The organism is Planctomicrobium stercoris, from assembly GCF_051465655.1.
In the GTDB taxonomy this organism is placed as follows: Bacteria; Planctomycetota; Planctomycetia; order Planctomycetales; family Planctomycetaceae; genus Planctomicrobium.
On the sequence record NZ_CP195791.1, the window covers coordinates 3670935 to 3697187 of the forward strand.

At 57.0% G+C, this 26253-nt stretch carries 20 protein-coding genes; 11 read left to right on the plus strand and 9 right to left on the minus strand.

Annotated elements, in window-relative coordinates:
• Nucleotides 1-15: 15 nt before the first annotated feature.
• Both SH661x_RS14925 and SH661x_RS14930 read left to right on the plus strand, forming a co-directional pair.
• The gene (locus SH661x_RS14925) at nucleotides 16-1836 is read left to right on the plus strand and encodes a C45 family autoproteolytic acyltransferase/hydolase (RefSeq protein WP_437222881.1); all 1821 of its coding nucleotides are present in this window, start codon (nucleotides 16-18) and stop codon (nucleotides 1834-1836) included.
• A gap of 190 nt (nucleotides 1837-2026) precedes the next feature.
• On the plus strand, nucleotides 2027-2749 hold the full coding sequence (locus SH661x_RS14930) for a YebC/PmpR family DNA-binding transcriptional regulator (protein ID WP_437222883.1): 723 nt from the start codon (nucleotides 2027-2029) through the stop codon (nucleotides 2747-2749).
• Nucleotides 2750-2910: 161 nt separating this feature from the next.
• On the opposite strand, the gene SH661x_RS14935 is transcribed toward SH661x_RS14930, so the two are convergent.
• From SH661x_RS14935 to SH661x_RS14945, 3 genes are all read right to left on the minus strand, one after another.
• The gene (locus SH661x_RS14935) at nucleotides 2911-4365 is read right to left on the minus strand and encodes an MFS transporter (protein ID WP_437222886.1); all 1455 of its coding nucleotides are present in this window, start codon (nucleotides 4363-4365) and stop codon (nucleotides 2911-2913) included.
• Between the two features lie 10 nt (nucleotides 4366-4375).
• Nucleotides 4376-5902 (minus strand): M81 family metallopeptidase, encoded by a 1527-nt coding sequence (locus tag SH661x_RS14940; protein ID WP_437222888.1) that lies wholly within the window; start codon nucleotides 5900-5902, stop codon nucleotides 4376-4378.
• A gap of 275 nt (nucleotides 5903-6177) precedes the next feature.
• Nucleotides 6178-7299: a mandelate racemase/muconate lactonizing enzyme family protein gene (locus tag SH661x_RS14945; protein ID WP_437222891.1), complete on the minus strand. Its 1122-nt coding sequence runs from the start codon at nucleotides 7297-7299 to the stop codon at nucleotides 6178-6180.
• A 226-nt stretch (nucleotides 7300-7525) separates the two neighbouring features.
• On the opposite strand from SH661x_RS14945, the gene SH661x_RS14950 reads away from it, so the two are divergent.
• The 7 genes from SH661x_RS14950 (at nucleotide 7526) to SH661x_RS14980 (ending at nucleotide 16631) form a co-directional block, all read left to right on the plus strand.
• A complete protein-coding gene (locus SH661x_RS14950; protein WP_437222894.1) occupies nucleotides 7526-8152 on the plus strand; it encodes a GntR family transcriptional regulator in 627 nt (208 codons plus the stop codon).
• A 547-nt stretch (nucleotides 8153-8699) separates the two neighbouring features.
• Nucleotides 8700-9641 (plus strand): DUF1559 family PulG-like putative transporter, encoded by a 942-nt coding sequence (locus SH661x_RS14955; protein WP_437222896.1) that lies wholly within the window; start codon nucleotides 8700-8702, stop codon nucleotides 9639-9641.
• 149 nt (nucleotides 9642-9790) lie between these two features.
• Nucleotides 9791-10252 carry a hypothetical protein gene (locus SH661x_RS14960; protein ID WP_437222898.1) on the plus strand — a complete coding sequence of 154 codons (462 nt, stop codon included), beginning with the start codon at nucleotides 9791-9793 and terminating at the stop codon, nucleotides 10250-10252.
• Between the two features lie 153 nt (nucleotides 10253-10405).
• Nucleotides 10406-11350, plus strand: coding sequence for a DUF1559 family PulG-like putative transporter (locus SH661x_RS14965; RefSeq protein WP_437222901.1), 945 nt, complete (start codon nucleotides 10406-10408; stop codon nucleotides 11348-11350).
• A 169-nt stretch (nucleotides 11351-11519) separates the two neighbouring features.
• The gene (locus tag SH661x_RS14970; RefSeq protein ID WP_437222904.1) at nucleotides 11520-11939 is read left to right on the plus strand and encodes a hypothetical protein; all 420 of its coding nucleotides are present in this window, start codon (nucleotides 11520-11522) and stop codon (nucleotides 11937-11939) included.
• Nucleotides 11940-12064: 125 nt separating this feature from the next.
• Complete coding sequence (locus tag SH661x_RS14975; RefSeq protein ID WP_437222906.1) at nucleotides 12065-15142, plus strand: PSD1 and planctomycete cytochrome C domain-containing protein; 3078 nt, start codon at nucleotides 12065-12067, stop codon at nucleotides 15140-15142.
• Nucleotides 15143-15224: 82 nt separating this feature from the next.
• Nucleotides 15225-16631, plus strand: coding sequence for a DUF1501 domain-containing protein (locus SH661x_RS14980; protein WP_437222908.1), 1407 nt, complete (start codon nucleotides 15225-15227; stop codon nucleotides 16629-16631).
• A gap of 14 nt (nucleotides 16632-16645) precedes the next feature.
• On the opposite strand, the gene SH661x_RS14985 is transcribed toward SH661x_RS14980, so the two are convergent.
• The 6 genes from SH661x_RS14985 to SH661x_RS15010 form a co-directional block, all read right to left on the minus strand.
• A complete protein-coding gene (locus SH661x_RS14985) occupies nucleotides 16646-17098 on the minus strand; it encodes a (deoxy)nucleoside triphosphate pyrophosphohydrolase (RefSeq protein ID WP_437222911.1) in 453 nt (150 codons plus the stop codon).
• The gene (gene hisA / locus SH661x_RS14990) at nucleotides 17095-17835 is read right to left on the minus strand and encodes a 1-(5-phosphoribosyl)-5-[(5-phosphoribosylamino)methylideneamino]imidazole-4-carboxamide isomerase (protein WP_437222913.1); all 741 of its coding nucleotides are present in this window, start codon (nucleotides 17833-17835) and stop codon (nucleotides 17095-17097) included. Before hisA ends, SH661x_RS14985 begins: the two co-directional genes overlap by 4 nt.
• A gap of 222 nt (nucleotides 17836-18057) precedes the next feature.
• The gene (locus tag SH661x_RS14995) at nucleotides 18058-21132 is read right to left on the minus strand and encodes an efflux RND transporter permease subunit (protein ID WP_437222916.1); all 3075 of its coding nucleotides are present in this window, start codon (nucleotides 21130-21132) and stop codon (nucleotides 18058-18060) included.
• Nucleotides 21133-21219: 87 nt separating this feature from the next.
• Nucleotides 21220-22698 (minus strand): efflux RND transporter periplasmic adaptor subunit, encoded by a 1479-nt coding sequence (locus tag SH661x_RS15000; RefSeq protein ID WP_437222919.1) that lies wholly within the window; start codon nucleotides 22696-22698, stop codon nucleotides 21220-21222.
• 35 nt (nucleotides 22699-22733) lie between these two features.
• Entirely contained in the window at nucleotides 22734-23204 is a 471-nt protein-coding gene (locus tag SH661x_RS15005; protein ID WP_437222922.1) for a MarR family winged helix-turn-helix transcriptional regulator, read from the minus strand.
• Between the two features lie 330 nt (nucleotides 23205-23534).
• On the minus strand, nucleotides 23535-23993 hold the full coding sequence (locus SH661x_RS15010; RefSeq protein WP_437222924.1) for a hypothetical protein: 459 nt from the start codon (nucleotides 23991-23993) through the stop codon (nucleotides 23535-23537).
• Nucleotides 23994-24250: 257 nt separating this feature from the next.
• On the opposite strand from SH661x_RS15010, the gene SH661x_RS15015 reads away from it, so the two are divergent.
• Together SH661x_RS15015 and SH661x_RS15020 are read left to right on the plus strand one after the other, a co-directional pair.
• Nucleotides 24251-24733 carry a hypothetical protein gene (locus tag SH661x_RS15015; RefSeq protein WP_437222927.1) on the plus strand — a complete coding sequence of 161 codons (483 nt, stop codon included), beginning with the start codon at nucleotides 24251-24253 and terminating at the stop codon, nucleotides 24731-24733.
• Nucleotides 24734-24855: 122 nt separating this feature from the next.
• Nucleotides 24856-26217, plus strand: a complete 1362-nt coding sequence (locus SH661x_RS15020; protein WP_437222929.1) for an excinuclease ABC subunit UvrC — start codon at nucleotides 24856-24858, stop codon at nucleotides 26215-26217.
• The last annotated feature ends 36 nt before the right edge of the window (nucleotides 26218-26253 follow it).

The following is a 26253-nucleotide window of genomic DNA, read 5'->3' on the forward strand; positions in this document are numbered from 1 at the left end:
CAATTCGGGGCCCCCATGATTATCGTGCGTTCACGTTGTTGTTCAGTCCTCGTTCTGATCGTGGCCTGTGCAATCGGCACCCCCGCGCGGGCGGACACTCCTCGCCCCGAACTGAAACAGGCGCTGCTTCCCTGGGCAAAGATTGTCGCGGGGACAGACTCCGATTACTCGATTCACGGGGAATGCAGCCTCCCAATCGATGGGTCCGCTCAGGAAGTCACTCTTGAATTCAATCGGACTGACGCGGAGTGCTTCGATCTGGCGATCACCCACAAAGACTATGCGGTCGAGATTCGACGCCGCGAAGACCTGCTGGCACTGATGCTGCCGCTGCATCACGTTGTCTATGTGAGTCGAGGCACGATCGCCGGCCCGGATTCTTTGAAGCCGGATCGCTTCCTCAAGCGGATCTGCGGACCGGGCACGCAGGCAGCCAATTATTTGCCACTGCTTTCTCCGGAACAACCGGAAGGTCTGGTGGCCCTCGTGCTCTCTCTCGCGAAGCTGAAATACAACGAGTCGGAAAACCGTTATCAGGCGGGATCCCGGTTCTCACTCGAAGTCCTGCCGGAAGACCAGGGCTTTGAGATCTCTTCAGGGGATTCGAAGGTTCGGCTTTCTCTGGGAGCTGCAGGCGAATTGCGGCCGACCGACCAGTTCGGCGATCTGAAGGTGATCGAGCTTCCCCGTTCAGAACTGGAATCCCAGCTGGCCCGGGGATGCGCCCGCGGCCTGGAACTGCTGATCCCTTCCTCTTCGTTAACGAAGCCGGCGCAGCAGCCCAGGAAAGTTCCACACGGGGAACTGCGCTGGGTGGATGGTCAGCGAGTCGTCCTGCTTTCCGGAACTCCCGAGGAGATTGGCACAGCTCACGGCCAGCTGCTCAAGGATGAATCCACACGCTGCATGGATTCGGTGTTGAATGTCTTTGGAACGCTTCAGACCGTGCGAACCGGACGATGGTTCCGGCACGATCTTCAAGAGGCTGCCGAACGCCTTTTGCCTCACATCCCGGAACGACACCGTCAGGAAACCCGAGCCCTGGCCGCCAGTCTTGATATGGAACCGCAGCTCGTCGAAGAGCTCAACGTCTTTCCCGAGCTGTTCCACTGTTCGGGGTTCGCCGTTTTCGGAGCGGCCACCCAAGGGGGCAAGCTGTATCACGGCCGCGTCCTGGACTACATGACCATGATCGGCCTGCAGGACTGTGCTGCCACCTTCATCATGGCTCCCGCGGAACAGATTCCGTTCGCCAATGTCGGATACGCTGCATTCATCGGCAGCGTGAGCGGGATGAATACGAAAACAATTTCTCTGGGGGAAATGGGAGGCCGCGGAGAAGGGGCCTGGGACGGCGTTCCGATGGCGACCCTGATGCGACGTGCCCTCGAAGAATGTTCAACTCTGGAGGAAGTCATTTCTCTGTGGAGGGAAAGCCCCAGGACCTGCGAATACTATTATGTGTTCGCCGAAGGGAAGACCCGCAACGCGGTCGGCGTGGCAGCCCGTCCGGAATCGATTGAGTTCATCCAGCCTGGAGAAGCACACGCCCTTCTGGGGCCGGGAATCCCGGACGCGGTGGTGCTGTCGGCTGGTCAGCGGCTGGAGGCGCTTCGCTCGAGAGTTCAGGAGAAGTACGGGCAGATCGACGCCGAAGCGGGGCAGTGGTTGATGTGTCGGCCGGTGGCCATGAAGTCCAACCTGCATAACGTCCTTTTCGTCCCCGAAGACGGACTGTTCTACGTGGCGAACGCAGACCACTTGCATCCGGCAGCCGAACGTCCGTATGTCCAATTGAACCTCAACCAGCTGCTGGAGTCGATGAACGCGGAGTGAAGAGAGCCGTTTCTGGCCCGCGAGAGCCAAGCCGGGAGACGATCTTCCCGGGACGTCGCAGAAGTTCGCTGCGTTCGCTAGCCTCCTCTGACGCAAATCGGTACTGTCAGCGGGGATCGAGTTTTTATGACTTGTGGGGTCGATACGGGAGCGTTTCGACGGTTTCCCACAAGATGAAGAGGAGAAGGTGATGGGAAGAGATTTCGAGAATCGCAAGAACGCGATCTTCAAGACAGCTGCGCATAAGTCGAAACTGTATTCCAAATACGGCAAACAGCTGTACGTTGCCGCCAAGAATGGCGTTCCCGATCCCGAGGGAAATCCCGCCTTGAGAAGTCTGATCGACAAGGCCAAGCGGGATCAGGTCCCGGCCCACGTCATCGAAAAGGCGATCCAGAAGGCCAAAGGGGCAGGCGGCGAAAACTTTCTCCCCGCCCGCTATGAAGGGTTTGGACCGGGCGGTTGCATGGTCGTGGTCGACTGTCTGACCGACAACAACCAGCGGACCATCTCCGAAGTTCGGAACTGCTTCACCAAGACAAACTCCAAGCTCGGGGCCACCGGATCGGTCGCTCTGTGGTTCGATCAACTGGCAGTGCTGGTTTTCAAAGGGGACAGCGAAGATCAGGCCCTCGAAGCCCTGCTGGATGCGGACGTCAACGTGAACGACGTTTCATCCAAAGAGGGGACGATTACGATCTTCGCCCCACCTAGTGAACTCTACAAAGCCAAAAATGCGTTGCTGCAGAAGTTCCCCGGGCTGGAATTCGACGTGGAAGAGATCACACTTCTCCCGCAAAACAGCAAGCAGGTCGGCCCGGAAGATCGCCCGATGTTCGAAAAGCTGATGAACATGCTGAACGAATGCGACGACGTGCAGGAAGTCTATCACAACGCCGAGCTGGTCGACTGACCGGAGTCGATCTCGAACACGCAATGCGTCACGAGATCAAATCCCACTCACACAAAGAATGTTGAGCTGCACACATCAAGTGTGCGGCTCAACATTCTTCGACAGTCTCTCGAATTTCGTCTTTCGCAGTTCTTCACCGAGACCATTACCGGCCGATGCTATCACGAGACCCGTTCTGAGTTTTTCTCGTTCAGCGCCATCCAGCATCCGGCTGCGACGACATAAATCGCAATGTAGGTCAGGAAGACGAAGTGGAAGCCGGCGATCGCCGCCTGATGGTGGGTTTCGACAGGGAGCGACGGAAGAGGAACATTCTCGGCCACTGCCTTCTGGGCGATGAAATACTGAACCGCCGTTCCTGTAAACCAGGCTGCAACGGCCGCTCCTAAAGTGCCGACGGTATTCATCATCGCAGCAGCGACTGCGGTGTGCTCCTGACCGATCTCCTGACAGGTCGCCCACGCAGCACCCAGCGTCAGATCGACGCAGAATGCCGCGAGCGAGACGCTGATGCAGAACACATGCAGATCATTCGCCTGATGAGCCACGGTCCAGCACAATGCACACCCCAGCATCGCGCACGTCCCCAGCAACCGCCGAGAGCGGCGACGATTCTGCAACCGACGGTCAATAAAAGAGACCATGTAACCGCCCCCCAGACATCCCAGTGCACCCACCCACAGCGGAGCCCCCGTGTACAAGGCGATTAAAGTCGCTGAGGCAGAGTTGGGAAAGCGTTGCTGAAGATAGGAGGGGAGATACGTGATGTTGAACACCCAGCCATAGTTCAACATGGAGTAGGCCAGGCACAGGAAAATCAGGTTTCTGTTGGTCAGCAGCCATTTCCACGGGACGGCGGCATGCGAGTGAGAATGAGCAGTGACTGCAGCAAGCTCGTCTGTCCTCCCATTGCTGTCGGGGTGATCCTGAAACACCAGGCGGAACAGCACACACCAGCAGACCCCGATTGCACCGAAGATCAAAAATGCGACTCGCCAGTTGATCAATGGAGTCGACCAGCCTGTTCCCGACACAAGCACCGCCCAGATAAATGGGGTGATCCCGCCCATGATGCGACCGGACATCCAGATCAGTCCCTGGGCGAACTCCCATTTGTGTGGCGGAAACCAGTTGTAAAGGGCTCTTGTGATATTCGGATAGGCCCCCGCTTCCCCCGCTCCAAAGAGAAATCGAAGGAGGATCAAGGTTCCCAGACCGCCGAACGTCCAGCTCCCGAACCGAAACCCCACGAGCCCGGTCAGTGCTGTACAGACCGACCACCAGAGAACAATGCGGATGAGCATGGACCGTGGCCCGAGTCGATCTCCAAGCCATCCTGTCGGAATCTCAAACAGCCCGTAAGCAATCGCGAACGCGGTGAACGCCCATTTCAGTTCAGCGACGCTGCCCAGGTTCAGTTCGCTGGCGACCGAGGGAGCCGCCACCCCGAAACAGACCCGGTCCAGATACGTGATCATCGACAGCCCGCAGAGCAGGGCGAGCACCATCCAAGGCCCGGACGAAGACTTGCGGGCGATTTGCGCTGTCGTCCGTCCTTCAGACGGTCCGGGATTCATCACCTCAGTTGCCGGGGATTCCACTGGAGTGTGAGTCATTGAGCCATTTCTATCGGGAAAAGGTCTTTGCCTGCGGCTGCCATTGAACTTCCGGGTCCAGCGGGAACACTGGTCGACGGCACTGCACGTGCCCCAGTGTTGGAACGTTCGCGCTGGTCGATCCCGGAGCATCGACGTTGATCATCTGACACCAGTCCGCATACATGTGCTTCTGGCAATGCGGCGACTTGACAATCGTGATCTCAAAATTCCTGGGATCCTGTCCATTCGACAGGAAGAGTGATCGGTCGAAGAGATGAACCGGGCGGCTGCTCACAACAAGTGTGACCGGGCCAGCCTGCAGGACGGCAGTTCTCCCCGAGTTCCACTCCTGACCGAACGATTCGCTGCGAATCCGCCCATCGGAGAGGAGCCGCACCTGCGCTGTGATCGACACAGACTGAAAACGCTTCTGGTCGAGAGTACCGCCGACGTCAACCTGAATGGTCGCTCCGACACCAGCTGCGAACGCTGCTTCGACTGCCGGTGCATCGACGACAGGCACCAGCATGGTGCGTTCGCAACCCTGTGAGAGAAGTTCACGGAGGATTTCGACGCTGTCGCCGGAGGCTCCGGAACTGGTGGCGTCCGCAGCATCGACGAGTGCCACTTGCCGTTTCGATTCCAGCGCCTGCTGAACCGCCTGCGAAAGTGGAACCAGCTGTGCCTGCATCCGCTGCCGATGCTCCCAGAAGTTTTCTGCCAGACGAACAGCTTCTGTGCGGGCCAGTTCGGGATCGTTGTCAGTCACGACAACGGCATAGGATCGAAGTTCCGGCACGTCGGTGAAGGGATTGCCGATGAAGAAGCCGGCGGAGAGTCCCCGAGGCCCCTTTTGAATCTCCTGAGCCTGGGCAATCAGACGGCCGAAGAGACCGGACTCAGTAATCAGTTCATCCCCACGAACAAGTGCGGGGAGTTCGACTTTCGCAATGACCGGGTGAATCTTTTTATCGAGAAGCTGCACCAGCAATCTGGCCGCCCGTTCGCCCGTCTCGAAGAAATCGACATGAGGGTACGTGTGATACACGGTGATGGCGTCACAGTGTTTCAGCATGCGATCCGTCAGGACCCCATGCAGGTCGAACGAAGCGACAAAGGGAATCGATTTGCCGAGAATGTCGCGGGCAATCTCCAGCAACCTTCCCTCGGGGTCATCTTCGCCCTTGGCAGCTGTAGCCCCGTGAAGGCAGAAATAAGCTCCGTCCACGGGACCGGCATTTCGAAGTGTCGCCACCCACTCCGATTCGATGCGGGCATAGTCCTCAGCCGGAATGACTCCGCCGGAGGTAATGCCGCGAGCGCTGAAGGTTGGTACCAGTTCGATTTCCGGAACAGAATCGAAGACGCTCAACGCGCCGCCAATCTCAGCCCGAATCGACCGATGCAGCTTCAGGACCTGCTCACCCTGATTGACATAAAAATCTGAATACCGTGTCGGTACCGGATTGAACGAGCAGATCTCGTGGAGGTACTCAGCAATCAGAACTCGTCGCTGGGAAATTTTGGCGGGCTCCTCAGGGATGTTGACGAACAAACTGCAGCGGGGAACTGCGTGACAGGTTTGCACTAGTTTGCAGGAGATCGAACATCATGCAGTCTGCGCCGGAAGTTTGCTGACACCGCGATGGACACGGCGGCAGCAATCTTCTCCATGGACCGGACGACGCACCGAGAAGCGGAGTCTAAAGAATAGAACACTTGAACGCGCGGCGACTGCGGCGGGACGTCCCACGCCCGGAGACTAACCTGCCGCTTCACCGCGTTCAATCAGCTTCCCTTCGGACACTCTGCAATCGAGTGGGACCGATCTCAGCGAGACTCGTCCACCAACGCAGATTTCACGAAATCTTCGTTGATGGTAATTCCCAGACCCGGACCCTCTGGAGGAGAGATCCAGCCATCGACAGCCTGAATACGTTCGTTGGTCAATTCGTGTCGCAGCGGCGAATCTTCCACACAGTCTTCGAAGATAAAGGCGTCTTTGCAGGTGCTGAGCCAATGAATGCTCGCAGCAACCGTCACTGGACTGGTGTAACAGTGATTGCACAGGCGGGCCCCGATCTCTTCGACGCGCTGGCGAATGTAGTTCGCTTCGCTGAAGCCGTTGCGGGAGAGGTCGACCTGATAAACGTCCAGGCAGCGGCCATCGATGAGCGGTCGGAATGAATAACGCCCGCACTCTTCTTCGCCGGACGCAATGGGGACGGGAGACCGGTCACGCAGCCAGCGGTACCCTTCATAATCATCCGGACGAAGAGGTTCTTCCAGCCAGCCGATTTTCTGTTCGGCAAAGGCGTTTGCCCGATCCAGTGCAGTGCGGGCATCCCAGACGCAGCCGGCGTCGACGAGCAGAATTCCGTCGTCCCCCAGCCCCTTACGGGCCCCTTTCACGAGGTCGATGTCGACGGCTTCGCTGTGCCCCATCGGTTCCCATCCGAACTTGACAGCACTGTATCCTTCTTCGCGGAAACGCTCTCCAATCCGGGCGGTTTCATCACCGTTCTTACCGAAAAGGATGGAAGCGTATGCTCTCAGGCGATCGTGCTTCTTTCCTCCGAGCAGCCGGTGAATCGGCTCCCCGAAGTGCTTCCCCTTAATGTCCCACAGGGCCAGGTCGATAGCAGCCATGGCTGTAATGGTTGTTGATCGTCGTCCACAGTACATGGACTGGCGGTACATCTTCTCCCAGAGCCGATCGGTCTCGAGGGGATTCTCACCGATGAGCAAACGTCGCAATCCGGTCGCAACATTATGACTGAACGGGGCGTCGATGACCGCTTTGACCATCTCTGGGGAGGAGTCAGCTTCACCGATTCCCTCGAGCCCGTTGTCTGTTCGCACTCGCACCAGGACGGAGTCCTGGCTGCTGGCTGTTTTCGCTTCCACGTTCTTAATGCGGAGGATCTGGCAGATGACCTGCGTAATTTTCATCAGAAACACTCGTTGTTGAAATTTGCGGGAGTTTGAGTCGACGACCCGGCTACATTGTTCCTGGTTGCCGCCAATTAATCAACAATCCACCGCCTGATTGTTGACAAATCTTTTAAATAATCCTACAGTCACGATGGTCATTGCTGATGCGTGGCTGGTTTTTTCTCTAGCAGTAGTGACTGTAAGACTGTTGTGCGGGTCAGTGTGAACGCGGAGGGATGGAGTTGTGGCTCAAGAATCGGAAAGCGGCAATCAAACATATTCCCAGGAAATCGCCGAGCAGCTGCGAGGCGACATTCTCTCGGGTCGAATTGCCGAAGGGGGCAGGCTGACGGAGCAGGAACTGGCCAAGCGTTTTGGAGTGGGGCGAAGCCCGGTCCGGGAAGCAGTTCTGCGGCTGTCCATGCAAGGACTGTTGACCTCCCGCCCCAATCGAGGCGCCGTGATCTCGCCGGGAGCTCCCCTGGAAATCCGAAAGCTCGTCGTCCCCATTCGCCGGACGGTGGAAGCATTCGCACTGGAAATGGTGTTCGACAGCCTGACCGAAGAAGACTTTCAGAAGTGGGAAGACATTGTCGCCCGCATGGAGAAGGCCTGCAGCGAAGGGGACCTGTTCGCCATCGCAGATCTGGACATTGCGTTTCATCGCACGCTCGTCGAGCGAGCCCGTCAGCCGGACCTGCTTGTCATCTGGGATGCGCTGGTTGGACGCATTCGATCTCACTTTCGACGCATGCAGCGTGGGAACGGTGAGGCCAATGAAATTTACGTGGAACACAAGGCGATTCTCGAGTGCTTCCGCAAGGGATCGCTGGAAGAGGCAAAGCGGCTGTTGCGGGCGAAAATTGATTGACTCGCAGAAGGGGCCGTCGGGGAAATTTTGGAAATTGTCAGATTCATCCAAATTCGATTTGTCTGCGGTCTGAACCCCTGCATATCGTTTGACAATTTGAGGTCCTGGGGATGTCGGGCCGACGACCCAGGTGTGCCATCAAGGGCGATTTGAGCAACTGAATTGTTCCTACAGAAATCCAATCCGCTCATCCAAAGGTGTTGTTAAATGAGGGCATCTGCCAGACGGTCCCCCGAGACGGAGCCTGACGTAGTTCGCAACCGGGCAGAGGCTGATTCAGATTATTCCCGCAATCGACAACGAACAAACAAATCTCAAGTTGGATGTGAAACCGAGGTCAAACCGATCGGCGTCGACTTGAAAAGTTCAGCTTGAAACAGGCTGCTGTGTCAGCAGCAACGTTCCCTGAAATCACTCCATGGAGGCTGGCAGTTCGCGATCGATCAGTGCATCAGATCGTGTTGCGTCATTCTTTTGGTTTCAATCTTGTCTGTGCAGATGCACATCCATAGGTCAGTTTTTTTCGTTTCCGCAAAGGTCCCTTCAAATGAATCAAATTTCGAGGCACGCCAAACGAGGATTCACGCTCATCGAGCTTTTGGTGGTCATCGCCATTATCGCAGTCCTGATCGCCCTGCTGTTACCGGCAGTTCAGCAGGCCCGTGAGGCGGCCAGACGCTCGCAGTGCAAGAACAATCTGAAGCAGGTCGGTCTGGCTCTCCACAACTACATGGACGCGCACCGGACCCTTCCCCCTGGATATGTCGAATTGTCATCGGGATACAACCAGTTCACCTGGATCACCATGCTGCTCCCCTATGTCGAACAGTCTGCCCTGTTCAATGGGATCAACTGGGCGATCAGTTCAGGGAGCACGCAACCTTCCGGGACAGGATCTGACAACTTCAAGATGGTCAGCACGAAGCTGCCGGTGATGACCTGTCCTTCCGACATTCCGGGAGCTCTGGGATGGAACCTCTTCGCAAAAGGGAACTACGGCGGAAACAACGGACTGGGTCCACAACAGTTTATCGGGACTGTCCCCACGCTTCCAAAGCGTGCTAATGTCGGCCCTTTCGAAGTGAATTCCAGCTGCCGGCCCCAGGATTTTACAGACGGCATGAGCAATGCCGTACTGGTGGCTGAGTATCGCCAAGGCGGTTCGAGCGGAGGCCACGCGAACGATATTCGCGGCAATATGCATAACAACGAAGGCTGCCTGGTCAACTTTGACTACACCCCCAACAGCTCGGCAGCAGACGGCATTCGAACATCCGGCTGTACAACCACAAAAGACATGCCTTGCACCGGGGCTTATAATGCCTGGAACACGTTGAATATGACTCTCACTTCCCGCAGCCTCCACACAGGCGGGGTTCAGATCCTGTTGGCCGACGGATCCGTGCGTTTTGCCAGCAATAACGTCAATCAAACGACCTGGCAGAACCTGGGCGTGCATAACGACGGCAACGTTCTTGGCGAATTCTAAACGCTCTTAGAGACGGTGGATCATCATCCAGTTGCGTCCTGCGTTGCACCGCAACTGGATGACTTCTTCGCCCCAGAATCCTCTTGCCGATATCGCTTTTAATCATTTGCTTTGCTCCTGCCCCAGGCACCTTCAGAGGGATTTGAGAAATGTTGTCAGAACGTGGTTGTCGAGGAATCAGCGTTACAACCGCATTGATGTGTATCATCGGACTGGTCGGGTGCGGCGCTTCCCAGGGGCCGGAACGCGCCTCCGTCTCGGGTGAAATCCGATTGAATGGCGAACCGCTGGAAAACGGATCGCTCATCCTTTCCCCAGCAGAAGGTGTTGTGGGACCGACGAGTGGGGCGACGATCAACAACGGCAAGTTCGAGATTCCCCGCACCGCAGGACCTGTTCTCGGAATGCATCGCATCGAGATTACAGCGATGAAAGAAGTCAAAGGGAAATCGACTTCCGACGCCCCTGCGAACGAACCTGTCGGACCAATGAGTCCGGGTGCGGAGTACGTACAAGTTATCCCCGCTCAATACAACAAGAAATCGACACTGTCATTGAATGTCCAGCCTGGAGCGAACCGGTTCGACATTGATTTAAAGAGTTCTCCGTGACCAATGGTCAGGACGAAACGTGACATGAGACCTGTTTTCTTGCTGAGAACCGACGGACTGACAACGAGATTGAAGGACTGCGACTGGTAGCTTCGAATTCCATAGAGAGATTCTCTGCGTTACATCCGTGCCACTGATTTTAAGGTGATTGACATGCGCAATTCTCGAATGCTCAGGAAGTCTGGTTTCACACTCATCGAACTCCTCGTGGTGATTGCTATCATCGCCGTTTTAATCGCATTGCTTCTGCCCGCTGTTCAGCAGGCACGCGAGGCGGCACGACGCTCACAGTGCAAGAACAATCTCAAGCAGCTCGGACTCGGGTTCCACAATTACATGGACACCCACAACGTCCTTCCACCCGGGTACATTCAACTTCCGAATGATGAAAGTAATTCCGAGTGGACCTGGGTCGCCGCTCTTCTTCCGTTTATCGATCAGGCTGCAATGTTCAATAAACTGGACTACAACATTCCTTCCGGCTGGACGAGTTCAGATCCGAGCAATCCTCAATATAAGAACTTCATCATCACCAGTACGTTCTTACCAGTGATGACTTGTCCCAGTGACTACACTTCCACAGCTATTGCGTATGATCAGATGGCTCGCGGGAACTACGGCGCCAGCAACGGGGTGGGGAATCTGAAATACATTGGTCTCTACAGCGGGAACAGCTGGGTCAACCGCGCTGGCGCGGGTCCTTTCGAAGTGAACTCCCGGACAGGGGCTCGTGATTTCACCGACGGGATGAGTAATTCCATCCTTGCAGGGGAACTACGGAAATCAACTGACAATGACTTGCGTGCTGTGATGCATTACCCCGAGGGACCGTTTATTCACTTCGATAATAATCCGAATTCAAACACACCGGATTTGGCACGCGACTCGTGTGTGAGTATCCCCGGTGTTCCATGCCAGACGAACTTCACGGGGTATTTCAACCGGGACATGAACCTGAGCTCACGCAGCCTTCATACGGGAGGAGTGCATGCGTTGATGGCGGACGGGTCATGTCGATTTTTCAGTAACAACATCGCCAATGAGACCTGGAGGAACCTGGGAGTTCATAATGACGGGAACATCCTCGGGGACTTTTAGAGAATGACGGCGTGGGTGCTGGTAGCGAGTCTGGTGCGCCACTGGTGAATCCTTCTGCGCAAAGCGACCGCCGCCAGCAGCCTGAAACCGGACAGGGATAGTCTTCATCACAAATTTTTGAGCGGGGTCAGTCGTCATGCTCGCATCGATCATTGTTTTCAGAGTCCCCATGTTCGTTCTTCTTGCGGCTGGATTTTGTGTCCTCGGCGAGTTGGGGTGCGGATCGAATGCAGCCAGAAAGGATGCTGCGATTGTCCATGGGCAGATTTCCCTCGATGGGGTGCCAGTTGATTCCGGCATTGTGTCACTGATTCCGCAACCGGGTGTCGTCAGTCCGGCAGGGGGAAGTGCCATCAAGAATGGCAGTTTCGAGATTCTCCGTGAACAACAGCTGGCTCCCGGAGAGTACCGAGTGGAAGTGACCGTCACACCGAAATTCGATCAGCCGCCCTCGGGCGGATTAATGGCGAAGCCTTCCAGCAAAGAAAAAGTTGCAACTTCGAAGTCCTTCAAAAAGCCGACACAGACAATAATTCTGAAGTCCGGAGAGAATGATTATCAGATTGACCTGAAGTCTGACGTAAAATGAATGAAGTGGTTGCGCGATGGCTCCAGTCCATCTTGCATTGAGATTTCGTCCCGCCCAGAGAGTCGTCCTGTCGCTACTCCTCCCTCCTCCAGTGGCACGCGATGATCGTCGATTCGAGTTCAAATATGGCACATTTCCACACGCATCGATCCTTCAGGATCCTGCTTGGCCTCTGCGTGAGTTTTTCCAGCACAAACCTGCTGGTTGCCAGTGATGAACCAGAGGCCGGCAGCGGTCCCAGTGCTGATGAAATCAAGTATTTCGAAAACGAGATTCGCCCCCTGCTGGCGAAACACTGTTACGAGTGTCACAGCACGGAAGGAAAGCAGGAAGGGGAATTGCGGCTGGACTCTCGCAGCTTCATTGTGGAAGGGGGTGCCAGCGGCCCGGCGGCAGTTCCGCAGAAGCCTGCAGACAGTCTGATCGTCGAAGCTGTGCAGTACCGCGGACTGGAGATGCCCCCAAACGGAAAACTGCCGCAGCCCGACATCGATAAGATTGTCCGCTGGGTCGAAATGGGACTTCCCTGGCCGAAAGAAGATGAGCCGGCGGCGGATGGTTCGACAAAGAAGACAAAGACTTTCGAGATCACCGAAGAACAGCGGGCACACTGGTCGTTTCAACCCATCTCCGATCCCGCTCCTCCTTCCGTCGACAACCCGGAGTGGAATCAAAACCCCATCGACCGGTTTCTTTACTCCCGCTGGCGGGCGGAAGGAATTCAGCCGCAGGAACTCGCGGACCGACGGACATTGCTGCGTCGCGTCACTTACGACCTGACCGGATTGCCTCCTACGGTCGATGAGCTGAACAGTTTCCTTGCGGATGAATCTGCAGATGCCTGGACCCGGGTGATCGACCGATTGCTGGCTTCGCCTCATTATGGGGAACGCTGGGGGCGGCACTGGCTGGACGTTGTCCGTTATGCGGACACCAGCGGCAATGCCAGCGATCATCCGGTCGCCGACGCGTACAAGTATCGCAACTATGTGATCGACTCGTTCAACAAGGACAAGCCGTACGACCAGTTTCTGCGCGAACAGTATGCAGGAGATCTTCTGGCGAAAGAGTCTCCTCCCGAGCAGTACACCGAGCTCGTGACCGCGACAGGGCACCTCGCTATCTCGCGTCGATTCGGTTTCAACGACACAAACTTCCTTGATTTCCATCTGACGATGCAGGATCTGCTCGACACGATGGGTCAGTCGGTATTGGGATTGAACATCGGCTGTGCCCGGTGTCATGACCATAAGTTCGAGCCGGTGTCTGCCAGTGACTACTACGCGCTGTACGGCATTTTCGCGAGCTCCAAGTTCTCGTTTCCCGGCGCTGAGGAGACGCCTCGTCCCAAGGAGCTGATTCCTGCGGTTCCGCCTGAGGAAGCCGAAGAACTTCAACGAGAGTGGAAGCAGCGACTGGCGCAGCTCGATCGCGAGATCGAAGCAGCGACACTTCCGATTCTGAATCTGGAAGGGAATTTCGAAGAAGGTCAAACGCTTCCGCCGACGTGGCGTCATGACAAAGAGGCGATTGTCGTACAGGGGGCGTCCAGCACTTTCACAAATGTGTTTCCACCGGGTCAGCAATCGGTTCAACTGCCGAATGCTCCGGGGAATCTCGGATGTCGCAGACCTCTGCCGACCTGCACCGTGGAAACTGAGTCGCCATTGCACCTGAACCTGGATTTCAGGAACGTCGATATTCAGGCGGGGGGCGATGGGTATTATCGCATTGCACTGGACCATCCTGAAAACAACTTTTCGCCCGCGGTGGAACTGTTCGTGAATGCCGGGCATCTGGCCGTCCGGGACGGGGACGGACTCAGGGAGATTGCTCCCTTGAAACTGGAGAGCTGGTACAATCTTCAGCTGGAAGTGAACTGGCAGAAGAAACAATTTTTCGGGGTCATCTCGGACGGAAGCCAGCAATGGACGTTTGAGGCAGTTCCATTTCATCCAGACTGGGATGGGACCGTCAACTCCTGGGTTGTCGATGGTCATGGAACGGACAAGGAAGCTGTCCGGCCCGCCCGACAGCTCGACAATTTCTTCGTTCAAGCCACACCCTTTCTGCCTGCTGGGGCGACAAATTCAGAGACAGCTTCATCAAATGCGGAATCGATTGCCCAGCTGCGTGAGTCGCTGAAGCGGCTGCGTCAGGAGAAGACATCGCAGGAAGCTATCTCTGCGTATCCAACGGTCTACGGCGTTGTCGAAGGAACTCCTACGAATGTGCGGATTCAGCTGCGAGGAGAGCCAGGACGACTGGGAGAAGAAGTTCCGCGTCGATTCCTCCAACTGCTCGGTGGGGAAGCGGTGTCGGAGGGGAGTCAGGAAAGCGGACGTCGGGAGCTGGCGGAATGGCTGACATCGCCGAGCAACCCTCTCACTGCACGGGTCATGGCGAACCGCATCTGGTTCTATCACTTCGGCAGAGGTATCGTGGCGACGCCCAATGATTTTGGCGTCCGTGGAGAAGCGCCAACCGATCCGGAGCTGCTGGATTTCCTGGCAACGACATTTCGAAAAGAAGGTTACTCGTTCAAGTCGATGCATCGACTGATTCTGACGTCACGGGCTTACCAGCTCTCGAGCCGGACTTCGCCGGAGTCGCAGAAGATCGATCCGGAAAACAAGCTGTACTGGCACTACAACCGGCATCGACTGGATGCGGAATCCTTGCGGGATACCTGGCTGGCCCTCAGCGGTGAGCTCGACCTGGCGCAGGGAGGAGAACATCCATTCCCTCCTTCTTCTCAATGGGGATATTCCCAGCACAACCCGTTCGACGCGGTGTATGATTCGAAGAAGCGTACTGTGTACCTGATGACGCAGCGGATCAAACGGCATCCATTCCTGGCACTCTTCGATGGAGCCGACCCGAATGCATCCACCGGGAAACGCGAGGCGACAACCACTCCTTCGCAGGCACTGTTCCTGATGAACGATGAGTTCATTCATCAGAGATCCACAGTGCTCGCGCGGCGGTTGCTGCAGGAATTTCCGACGGAGTCTGCACAGATTCAGCAACTGTATGAAATGGCATTTTCGCGTCCCCCTTCGGAAACGGAAATCAGTCACGCCGAGCGATTCCGCCGAAACTACGCGGAGAAGTTTGCCGGCGACGCGGACAAAAACGTTGCAAGTCTGGCAGCTTATGTCCGTGTGATCCTGAGCAGTAATGAATTTATGTACCTGAACTGACTTCAGCCCGCAGCTTGTTCAAAAGAACCATCTTGCAGGTTGAAACTGAATCATCATCGTCTTGAAAACAGGAACTGAAGTCATGTTCTCTTCATACCCGATGTCCCGTCGCCAGATGTTACAGCGTGCAGCCGGGGGTTTTGGCGCGATCGCCCTGTCCGGGATGCTCGCCGAGCTGGATGCCGCTGCTTCGACGTCGAGCAACCCGCTCGCTCCCAGACAGCCGCACTTTCCCGCCAAGGCAAAGAACGTCATTTTTCTGTTCATGGGAGGAGGAGTCTCACATGTGGATACCTTCGACCCAAAGCCGAAGCTGGCAGAGGATCACAACAAGACATTAAACATCCACAACTTCCGTGGGCATCTTGGGAACTTCACCCAGCATTTCAAGAAGGCGCAGTGGGAGTTCCGGCCGCGGGGCGAATCGGGCATTGAGGTGAGCGATCTCTTCCCGTATGTGGGAGATACCATCGACGACATCGCCCTCATCCGGTCACTCACCACAGACCATATTGCCCACTACGAAGCCACGCTGGGGATGCACACCGGGTCGTTCAACTTCTCGCGCCCGAGCATGGGATCCTGGGTCAGCTATGGACTTGGAACCGAGAATCAGAACCTGCCGTCGTTTGTCGTCATCACAGGAGCAACGCCTTACGCACGCGGTCAAAACTGGAGCAACGGATTTCTCCCGGGCTGTCACCAGGGACTGCAGGTGTTCCCCGGGACAATGCCGATCGCCAATATGAATCGACGGGTCCCGACAGCCGATCTGCAGTCGATGGAACTGGAACTCCTGCGGGAAATGAACGTGGAGAACCTGCAGCAGGTTGTTCACGACGACCAGCTGGAAGCACGGATTAAGTCGTTTGAAACCGCGTTCGGCATGCAGACCCAAGCCCCGGAAGTCTTCGATCTTTCTGGAGAAACGCAGTCGACGCTCGACCTGTACGGTCTGAAGAGTGGCGATACGACGAGCTTCGGGTGGAACTGCCTGATTGCCCGCCGCATGATCGAAAAAGGTGTGCGGTTCGTGGAGTGCATTGACGTCGGTTCCACGAACAACTGGGACGATCACAGCAACATGCTCAACCATGCACGGCTAGCGAAAAACGTCGATCAGCCGATCGCCGGCCTGATTCAGGATCTCAAACAGCGCGGCCTGTTCGATGAAACGCTGGTTGTCTGGACGACCGAGTTCGGCCGAACACCGTATATGCCGGAAAAAGATGCCACGGGACGGGACCATCACCCGATGGTGTTTTCAAGCTGGATGGCGGGGGCGGGGGTCAAGAAGGGGATCGTGCACGGCTCATCGGACGAGTACGGAATCTCCGTGGCCGACAAACGGGTTCACGTGCATGATTTCCACGCAACGATCCTGCACCTGCTGGGAATCGACCATACGCGACTGACGTTCCGTCACAGCGGCCGGGATTATCGACTGACTGACGTGTTCGGAAACGTCGTCCACGACATCCTGACCTGAGATGTGGAAGCGGATTAAGCCAGTCGCGATTGCGTCCCGCTGTCTCCAAAACGGTCGAGGAGCTTCTGAACTGCAATCCGGTTTCCCTCGGGAAAATTCAGGTGTGCGAGTTCTGAAATGGGCGTCCAGCGGAAATTCCCGGCCGGCTGAGATGGTGGTTCAGCAGGTCGGCAGAGGAAGAACGACAGGTCGAGACTCCCGTGTTCGTAACGGTGTTGAACGTGGTTGATGAGTTCGACCACTTCAACCCGCAGCCCGGTCTCTTCAAAGCACTCACGCAGCGCGCATGCTGCCGGGGTCTCTCCTTCAAGACATTTCCCGCCGGGAAACTCATGCTTCCCGGCAAGAACCGTCTCCGCGTCCCGAACACCAACAAGGACACAGCCGGAGTGCTCCACAATCGCGACGCCGATCCTCAAGGCGACGCGGGAGGACTCCTGATCGGTTGAACCGGGATGTGTCGTCATGATTGTGCAACTCGAACCGCTTCCGCGACGTCGACGGTCCCTTCGTAAATGGCGCGGCCGGTGATCGCCCCGACCAGATTCGGGTGCTGTCGGGAGATGTCTGTCAGCTTGCGGATATCCTCCATGGTGGTCACCCCGCCCGAGGCGATGACCTTCAGTCCCATGCCTGCCAGCGTGCGGAAGTCTGCCAGGGTGCCGTCATCGATCCCCTGCATCATGCCGTCATTGGCGATGTTGGTGTAGATCACCGCACCAAGTGGAAGACCGACGTACTGCTTTGCCAGCTCCATGGCGGACGTCGTGGAATCGGCCAGCCAGCCCTCCGTCGCCACCATCGAGTTGCGGGCGTCGAGCCCCAGACAGACACGTTCCGGAAACCGGTTGACGATGTTGCTGAACCACTCCGGCTGCTTGAGTGCCTGCGTCCCGATGATCACCCGGGCAAGGCCGACGTCCTCAAGCATCTCCCGCACAGTTTCGTCGGTTCGAATTCCCCCTCCCAGCTGGCAGGGGATTTTCACTGCTCGAACAATTCTGCGAATCACGTCGAGATTGACCGGGCGACCCGCTTTCGCCCCGTCCAGATCAACCAGATGCAGCCGCTGGCCGCCAGCATTCTCCCATCGCTGGGCCATGGCGACCGGGTCGTCGCCGAAGACGGTTTCCTGGGCGTAATCCCCTTGACGGAGCCGTACGCACTTGCCGTCTCGCAGGTCGATTGCCGGGAGAATTTCCATGGTTTGCTTGTTCCTTTGATTGAAAACTGGGGGAACAGATAGTGGACATCGACCCTCGGGGAGTCAAGAGTCAGTGGTCAAGACAATGCGATAACGGCTTTCTGAAAGCTCGCACTCGGAGAGTGCGGGGGACATTGGGGGCACGCATCGAACATCGTATGCCGCACGCTCCGAGTGCGGCAATCCGGCCCCATTTTGCAATCCGCCTCAACGGCACTTCGCTCAAACCGCAGGTTTGCGTTTGAGGAAGTTCCCGAAGCTATCGATGAGTGAATACGTCACCGGGGTCACCAGCAGTGCCAGCAGCAGACTCAGCACCTGTCCGCCGATAATCACCTTGGCCATGCTGGCGCGGGCTCCCGCGCCGGGTCCCTGTCCGACCGCGATCGGTGCCATCGCTGCCACGAGCATCACGGTCGTCATCAGGATCGGACGCAGGCGGGTATGATTGGCTTCCAGAATCGCAGCATCGCGATCCATCCCTGCGCTGCGCAGCTCATTCGTCTTGTCGATCTGCAGAATCCCGTTCTTCTTCACGATCCCGATCAGCATAAACAGACCGAACATCGCATACAGGTCCATCGGCGTGCGGAAGAGCATCAGTGAGAGCAGTCCGAAAGGAATCGTCACAGGCAGCGCTGCCAGAATGCTGATCGGGTGCATCCAGCTTTCGAACTGTGCTGCCAGAATCAGATACATGAAGAGAATGCTCAGTCCCAGCGCGACCGCGAAGTAGTAAGCGGTCTCGCCCAGCATTTCCGCCTGTCCTCCATACGAAACTTCGTACTCCGGGGGCATGTTCATTTCTTTGACGATCTGATTGGCTCGGTCGACCGCTTCCTTCAAGGTGACATCTTCAGGGTGAGCCCGCACGGTGACAGTCCGCTGGCGATTTAGACGATCAATCTGACTGGGCCCGCGTGATTCAGATAGCTTCGCCAGGCTGGTGAGCTGGACCAGACCCGCCGTCGGCGAGGGGATTGTGAGATAGTCGAGATTCTGAGGATTGTCCCGGAACGACTTATCCGCACGCAGCCAGACGTCGTACTGCTCGCTCCCTTCTTCATACTTGGAAACGATCTGTCCGCCTACCAGCACGTTCAGGCTGCTGGAGATCGCCTGCACCGGAATTCCGAGATCGCTCGCCCGGTCGCGATCGATTTCCACCTGCAGTTCCGGCTTGCGAAGAGAGAGGGTTGTGTCCACGTCGACGAGCCCCGGGATCTTGCGAAGTTCGGTCGCCAGGGTCTCGGAATACTCGGCAAGTTTCTCGAGGTCGGGTCCACGCAGGTTCATCTGGAAGATACGGCTGTCACCGTTTGCTCCCCCTCCGATCGTCGAAACATCCATGACTGCCGTTCGCAGTTCGGGGTAGTCGACCAGGATGTTACGAGCCCGCTTCATCACATCAAACTGGCTGTATTTCCGCTCTTCCAGAGGAATGATGGCTGCGTGAATGGATGCGCGGGTGACGTCTCCCTGTCCTTTGCCTCCGCCGTTGCTTTCCCCGACGACGGTAAACAGATGAGTCACTCCCGGCAGGGCCTTGATGCGATTTTCGATCTCATGGACGACAGCAGTGGTTCTCTGAAGCGTATACCCTTCCGGGGTCAGAATACTGACCTGAAATTCACTCTGATCATCGCGAGGGACCATGTTCACCCCCATCGTCATGGCGATGGGGACGGTTGAAAACATGACGAGAACGCACACGAACATCGTCAGGAACCGATGCCGCAGGGCGAATCGCAACGCGACGCCGTATGCGCCGTCAATGAGCTGGTAAATCCAGCCTGATTTTGAGCTGGCACCTGCCCCATGTTCCAGCTTCAGGAAGCGTGAGCACAGCATCGGCGTCAGAGTGAAGGAAACGAAAAGGCTGATGAGAATCGCGATGGCCACAGTCAGGCCGAAGCTTGAGAAGAACCGTCCGACGATTCCGCCCATGAAGGCGACCGGAACAAAGATGACCACCAGAGACAGACTGGTCGCGAGCACCGCCAGTGCGATTTCACTGGTCCCTTTGCGTGAGGCGGTCATGGCGTCCATTCCTTTTTCTTCCATGTAGCGGAAGATGTTTTCATGCACGACCACCGCATCATCAATCACAATCCCGATCGCCAGAATCAGCGCCAGCATCGTGATGTTGTTGAGCGAGAAGTCCATGTATTGCATGAACAGGAACGTCGGCACGATTGACGTGGGAATCGCGAGAGTGGCGATCAGCGTCGTACGCCAGTCGCGGATAAAGAGGAGAATCGTCCCGGAGACCAGAAATGCAGCCAGAATCAGGTGGAACTGCACTTCATCCATCGACTCTTTGATGAAGTGGGCCTGATCCTGAATGATTTCGATTTTGATGTCTTCAGGAACTGTTTTGCGGATCTTTTCCAGCCGCTTTTTCACCGCGTCGGAAATCGCAACTGAGTTCGTTCCGGATTGTTTGAGGATGAACAGACTCGCTGCGTTGTCGTGATCCAGCGTGCTCATTCCACGAGGGACTTCGATGGAATCTTCAGCACGGCCGACGTCCCGGATGCGGATCGGATAGCCGTCACGATTGGTAATGATCAGGTCGTTGAACTGCTCGGTCTCGCGGATTCGCCCCAGTGTTCGCAGCACGAGTTCACGTGATCCCTGATCGACAATCCCTCCGGGGAGCTCAATATTCTGCGAGACCAGTGCCTGCCGCACATCCTCCACGGACAGGTTGTAAGAGTTGAGCAGGTCGAGATTGAGGATGACGTTGACCGCTCGACTGCGGCCGCCGGTGAGGAAGATCGACCCCACTCCCGGGACGGTCTGCAGCACTTCCTGAATTTTGCGTTTGGTAATCTCGGTCACTTCGCGTTCATCGCGCCGACCTGCCACCGCGAGAGTCATGATGGGAGAGGCATCGAGGTCAAACTTGTTGACGATCGGCGGCTCAATCCCTTCGGGAAGTTGCTTCTGGATCGAAGAGACTTTGTCCCGGATCTCCTGAACCGCGACGTCGATGTCCTTTTCAAGCACGAACTGGACAACGATCGTCGCCACCCCTTCGCGGCTGGTCGACTGAATCTGGTCCAGTCCGGAAACGGTGTTGATTGCTTCTTCGAGGACCTTCGTGACGGTCGTTTCCATCTCTTCGGCGCTGGCCCCGGGGACCGTGGCGGTAATGGATGCGACCGGAAATTCGACCTTCGGAAACAGGTCCACTCCAAGTTCTGTATACGCCACCATTCCCAGCACTGCGGGAATCGCCACCAGCACCCAGGTGAAGACAGGCCGTCGAATACAGATTTCCGAGATGTTCACCGAAATTGTCCAGTGCGTGTAGAAAAGCGATTCAGTTGCAAGAGAAGAGGAGAGGGGCCGTCTGTGATCAACCAGCCGGCACGACGGCTATTTGGCTTCGTGTGTGGAGCTCTCACCCTGCGATGTCGGATCCGGCGGTGATTCCGCAGGTTGCTCTGATTCGGGGTGAAGCTGCTTGCGGACCTGGATCTTGGTTCCATTGGCAAGACTGAACTGGCCGCTGGTCACGACGAGAGCTCCTGGATCGAGAGTCGGCTTGGCGACTTCGACCCATTCACTGGTCTGGACCCCGGGAGTGAACTGAACTTCGCGGGCAATACTCTGGTCCACAACGAACAACTTGACCACTCCGGCATACCGCACCATGGCAGCCAGCGGAATGGTGCGAGCTTCGGGGTCGTTTCCAACTTCAATGACCGCTTTGGCAAATCCCCCCGGCTTCAAACCGGGCCTGTCGTTCGCAACCTGAACTTCCACCTGAAAGGTACGGGTCTGAGTCTCAACAGCCGGGTTGATCATCGTCACGATCCCTTCGTAAGGAGTCGTCGAGGATGACGTGAAGACCTGCACGTTCTGGCCATTCTGAATTTCTGCTGAATACCGTTCCGGGACGGCGAGTTTGAGTTTCAACGTGCCATCGATCACCAGCCGACAGATTTCATCACCGACTCGCACGAATGTCCCTTCCGCGATCGACCGTCGAGTCATCACATACGGCTTTTCGTGCACATGCGGGGGGGCGGCGCGCTGCGGCACAGGAGCACGCACACGAGTCTCCGCGAGTTGCTGCTGGGCGATGGCGAGGGCAGCCTGCCGAGCCTTGATCGTGGCCAGGCCGGACTTAGCCATCAGCAACTGATTTTCATATTCCGCGCCCGCCATCCGGAACTCACTGACGGCATTATCAACTCCTTCCTGGGTCGTCGCCTGCCGTTCAGCGAGACTTTGAACTCGTTCCATTTTCAACCGGGCCAGTTCCCGCTTCTCACTGGCGAGCAGCACTGTCGGCACTTTGATGAGTTCGAATTGCTCATCGGTCACTTCGTTGAGTCCCAGCCGAGCCATCTCCACGCGGAGGTTGCTTTCCGCCTGCTCAACCGCGAGTCGAAGATCGGTGGGGTCGACTTCCACCAGCAGTTCACCGGGAGCGATCCGGTCCGACACATCGTGCTCGATCTTCAGCACCCGGCCTTCCACTTTGGAACTGACCACGATCTCTTCAAAGCCGAAAAGCGTTCCGACCGCTTCGATCGTTCGCTTGATGGGGCGGATCGAAATCGGCTCTGCAGTGACGACGATTCCCTGAGGGACCTCGCTGGAAGAAAGGTTTTCCGGCGGCAGCGGCTCACGATGATCTTTGCCGAGCCAGCCTGCAGCGTACGCCCAGATCAGCACTCCTCCAACGGCCAGGCCGATGAGAGTCATCAGTTTCTGAAACAGGCTCGTCTTTCGCGGTTCCCCGGCGGGAGGGCCGGCGGGGTGGTGACCGGGCGCAACGGGCTCAGCCGGAATGGCTGCGGGCTGATGCATTTTGAACGGTGGAGTCTGAACGGGATGTGTGGACATGCAAGCCTGGAAAAGTCGGATTTCGGAGTTGGTTGTCAGACCCGTTCAGTAACGATTGGTGGCGCCGCTGATTTGGCGATTTTGTCGAAGAGTTCCAGAAAGACGGCCTGCTCGCTGGCGCTGAGAGGAAGGAGCAGCGAACGATAAAGTTCCAGCTTCGCCTCTTCAGCGGCCTTCCAGATGGCAGTCCCCGTGGCTGTCAGTTCGACCCGGATGACCCGGCGATCTGATGACGTCCGGTTTCGCACCACGAGCGACTTCTGCTCCATGCCGTCGACGAGAGTCGTCACCGAGTTCACAGCCAGCGACAGGTGCTCTGCAACGGCCCGCATGATCTGCGGCCCTTCGCCTCCCAGAAACTCGACGACTCGAAGTTCCTGCTGGTTCAACGAGACATGTGGCCCGTTCGCGGCAGAACAATGCACAGCCTGAAATTCCTTCAGGATTTTCTGGACATGTTCTCCCAGCTCGGCGGCTCGGCGATCCAATTGCGCTGTGGACTTCATTTACTTCGACCTTCGAATATTTCTTTTATAGAAGTGTCGAGCCACGCGGGTCAAGATTGAACTTTGCCGAAAACCGCGGAATTAGCCCAGAACCGGATTCCACGATGATCGGCGGTGAGAGGTACGACCAGTCTCGTAAGACTGGCGTGATGAGGGGCGAGTGCTGCGAAGTGAAGAGCAGAAGCGCGATGGCTCAACATGAAATCGTGTTGAGTCATCATTGAGGTGCAGCGGGAGCGACACCGTCAAGGTCCCACCGGAATGACTCACGGTGAGCCCCTGGCCGGTCGCATACAAGCTGCCGACGTCACAAGGATCACGAGTCGTCGGTCAGGCAAATTCGTGACTGTCCAGCACCCGGACGATCCGAGCCCCTGCGAGGTAGCAATGCAGCGAGTGCCGGCGGTGCCAGCGGACTTCAAGAAGGAGCCGAATGGTGCCGGTCCGCGGATTATCGAACTCTGCGATCAGCTGGCAGTTCGGAATCGGGGTGTCGCAACGGAATCCGATACCGCGTTCGGAGATATCCCGTGTCACCGCGATGATCGGGGAATCTCCCCCTTTGGAATATCGCTCACCGCTTTGAAACAGCACGGACAGATAGAAGGGGATTGCCATTCCTTCCCGCCCGGAGCCCCGCCGTTCGGAAAACTCCAGTTTCCGGGGATCCCGGCCGGTCAAGCGACGGCAGGCCCTCCCATATCCATCGCAGATCGCCCTGACCGCATCCGCGATTCGCAAAAACGTGAATTCTGATGTCCCATACGGTTCCGCAGCACATTCCATCATATTGACTCCCTCAAACGACTCTGCCGGGGAAACGCTACGTTGCCGGGGGGTTCTGTCAGCCCGCAAGCAATCCGTGTCGCACGAAATCTTTCGTTCCGCGCAGGAGATGAGGATGCGCAGCCTGAGGGCATCAAATCACGCTGATTTCCGGCAACAATTCATGTTGCCCATGCCGATTTCGCAACAAACGCCACAAGTTTTCAGGCCATACAACCGATGTTTTCGTTACAGATCGGACTTTCACCGACGGACTGCGCATGCAGAAATTTCGCATTTCAGCGCTGGGGGCGCTTCTGGTGGGGATGGCAGGGTGCCAATGCTGCGCACTGACCGAACACTACCAGGACACCATCGACCATATCGCGGATCGCAGTCCGCACATGGACAATCTCTATTGTCCGGGGCTCGATTTGACGCGAATCGGCTATCCCGACTGGTGCCAGTATCGCTTCAATCGCTGGCTGTATGGCGACTGCTGTTGCCGTGACACCCGTCAGCAACCGCCGTATATCCACAACCCGATGTACGACCTCTCCGCAGGGCGTCGGCCCATGGAACCAATTCCGGAAGGGCCGATGATTGCCCCTCGCCTGGATGACGGTCCTGACAGCAACGACGACGGCAGTATGCCGACGCAACTGCGAGGCGTGCCCGACCCGAATCAGCTGGAGAAGGGGGATCAGCTCACTCCGCCACCGGTCGGTGTGCCGCCACAGCCGATCTTCCCGGTTCCGGAATAACGCTGGCAGCTTCACGCGTTCTGGCGGCCGTGCCTGTCGCTCCGGGTGCAGAAATCGCGTGGCTCAACAGCTTCGCACACCATCGGATTTGGCTTGCGTCCCCCTGCCGCTAAAATGGGGGTATGAGCGACGGAGCGAACGATATTCCGGAAAGTGTTCCCGGACCGGCGGCTGAACCTGGTGTGGTCATCCCTCACGAGAAAGTGCGGACATTTCCGCGCGCTCCCGGGGTGTACCTGATGAAGGACAAGCTCGGGCGGGTGATTTATGTCGGCAAGGCGGTCAATCTCCGCAGTCGGGCAGGGAGCTATTTCCTGAGCGCGGCAGCGGTTGATCGTCGGACAGCGGATCTGGTCCCAGAGATCGCAGATCTGGACTACATTCAGACCGATTCTGAAGTGGACGCCGTCCTGCTGGAAGCTCGGTTGATCAAAGATATTCAGCCTCGCTTCAATCAGGAACTCAAAGACGACAAGACCTTCCCGTACCTGCAGATCAGCATGCGGGAAGACTTTCCCCGTGTTGAATTCACCCGCAAGCCGGCGACCAAAGGGGTCAAGCTCTACGGCCCGTTTACTTCCGCCAAGAAGCTGCGGGGCATGATCGGCGTGCTGCAGAAGATCTTCAAGTTTCGCACCTGCAGTCTGAACATTGTGGAAGAGGAAGAGAAGTGGCGCTGGTTCCGCCCCTGCCTGCTCGCCAGCATTCATCAATGCACCGCCCCCTGCAACCTGCGCATCAGCAAGGAAGAGTACCGCGAGGACATCCGGCGGCTGCGGATGTTTCTGGACGGGAAGAAGGAACGGCTGCTGCGGGAACTCGCCAAGGAGATGCAGGAGGCGGCCAAGGAGCGGAAGTTCGAAAAGGCCGCCCGATTACGCGACGAGATCAAGGCTCTGGAGACCTTGAACCTGCGGGGAAACCTGAACGACCACGTCCAGCCGGAAGTGTTCTACATCGATCCTCGCAAGGGCCTCATCGGGCTGAAAAAGATCTTCCATCTGGAGAAAGTGCCACGTGTGATCGAAGGGATGGATATCGCTCACCTGCAGGGGGGAGAGACCGTCGCCAGCATGGTCCAGTTTATCGACGGCCTGCCGTTCAAACATGGATACAAGCGGTTCAAGATCCGCACAGTCGAGGGCGTGGACGACTTCGCTTCCATGCGGGAAGTTGTCAGCCGGCGTCTGCGCCGACTCCAGCAGGAAGGGACCGCCTTTCCCGACGTTCTGCTCATCGACGGCGGCAAAGGACAGCTGAATGCGGCACTGGCAGCCATGAAAGCCATCGACGTTCCGGCGCCGTTTACCATCTCGCTCGCGAAGCGGGAAGAGGAGGTGTACGTGCCCGGTGAAGATCACCCCCGCCAACTGGGAAGACATTCGTACGCGCTTCGACTGCTGCAGTACGTGCGGGATGAAGCTCATCGCTTCGCGCAGTCCTATCATCACACGCTGCGGCGGAAATCGACATTCGGGGAATGAGAACTGGCGATTGGCCGACTTGTCGGAATCTCACTG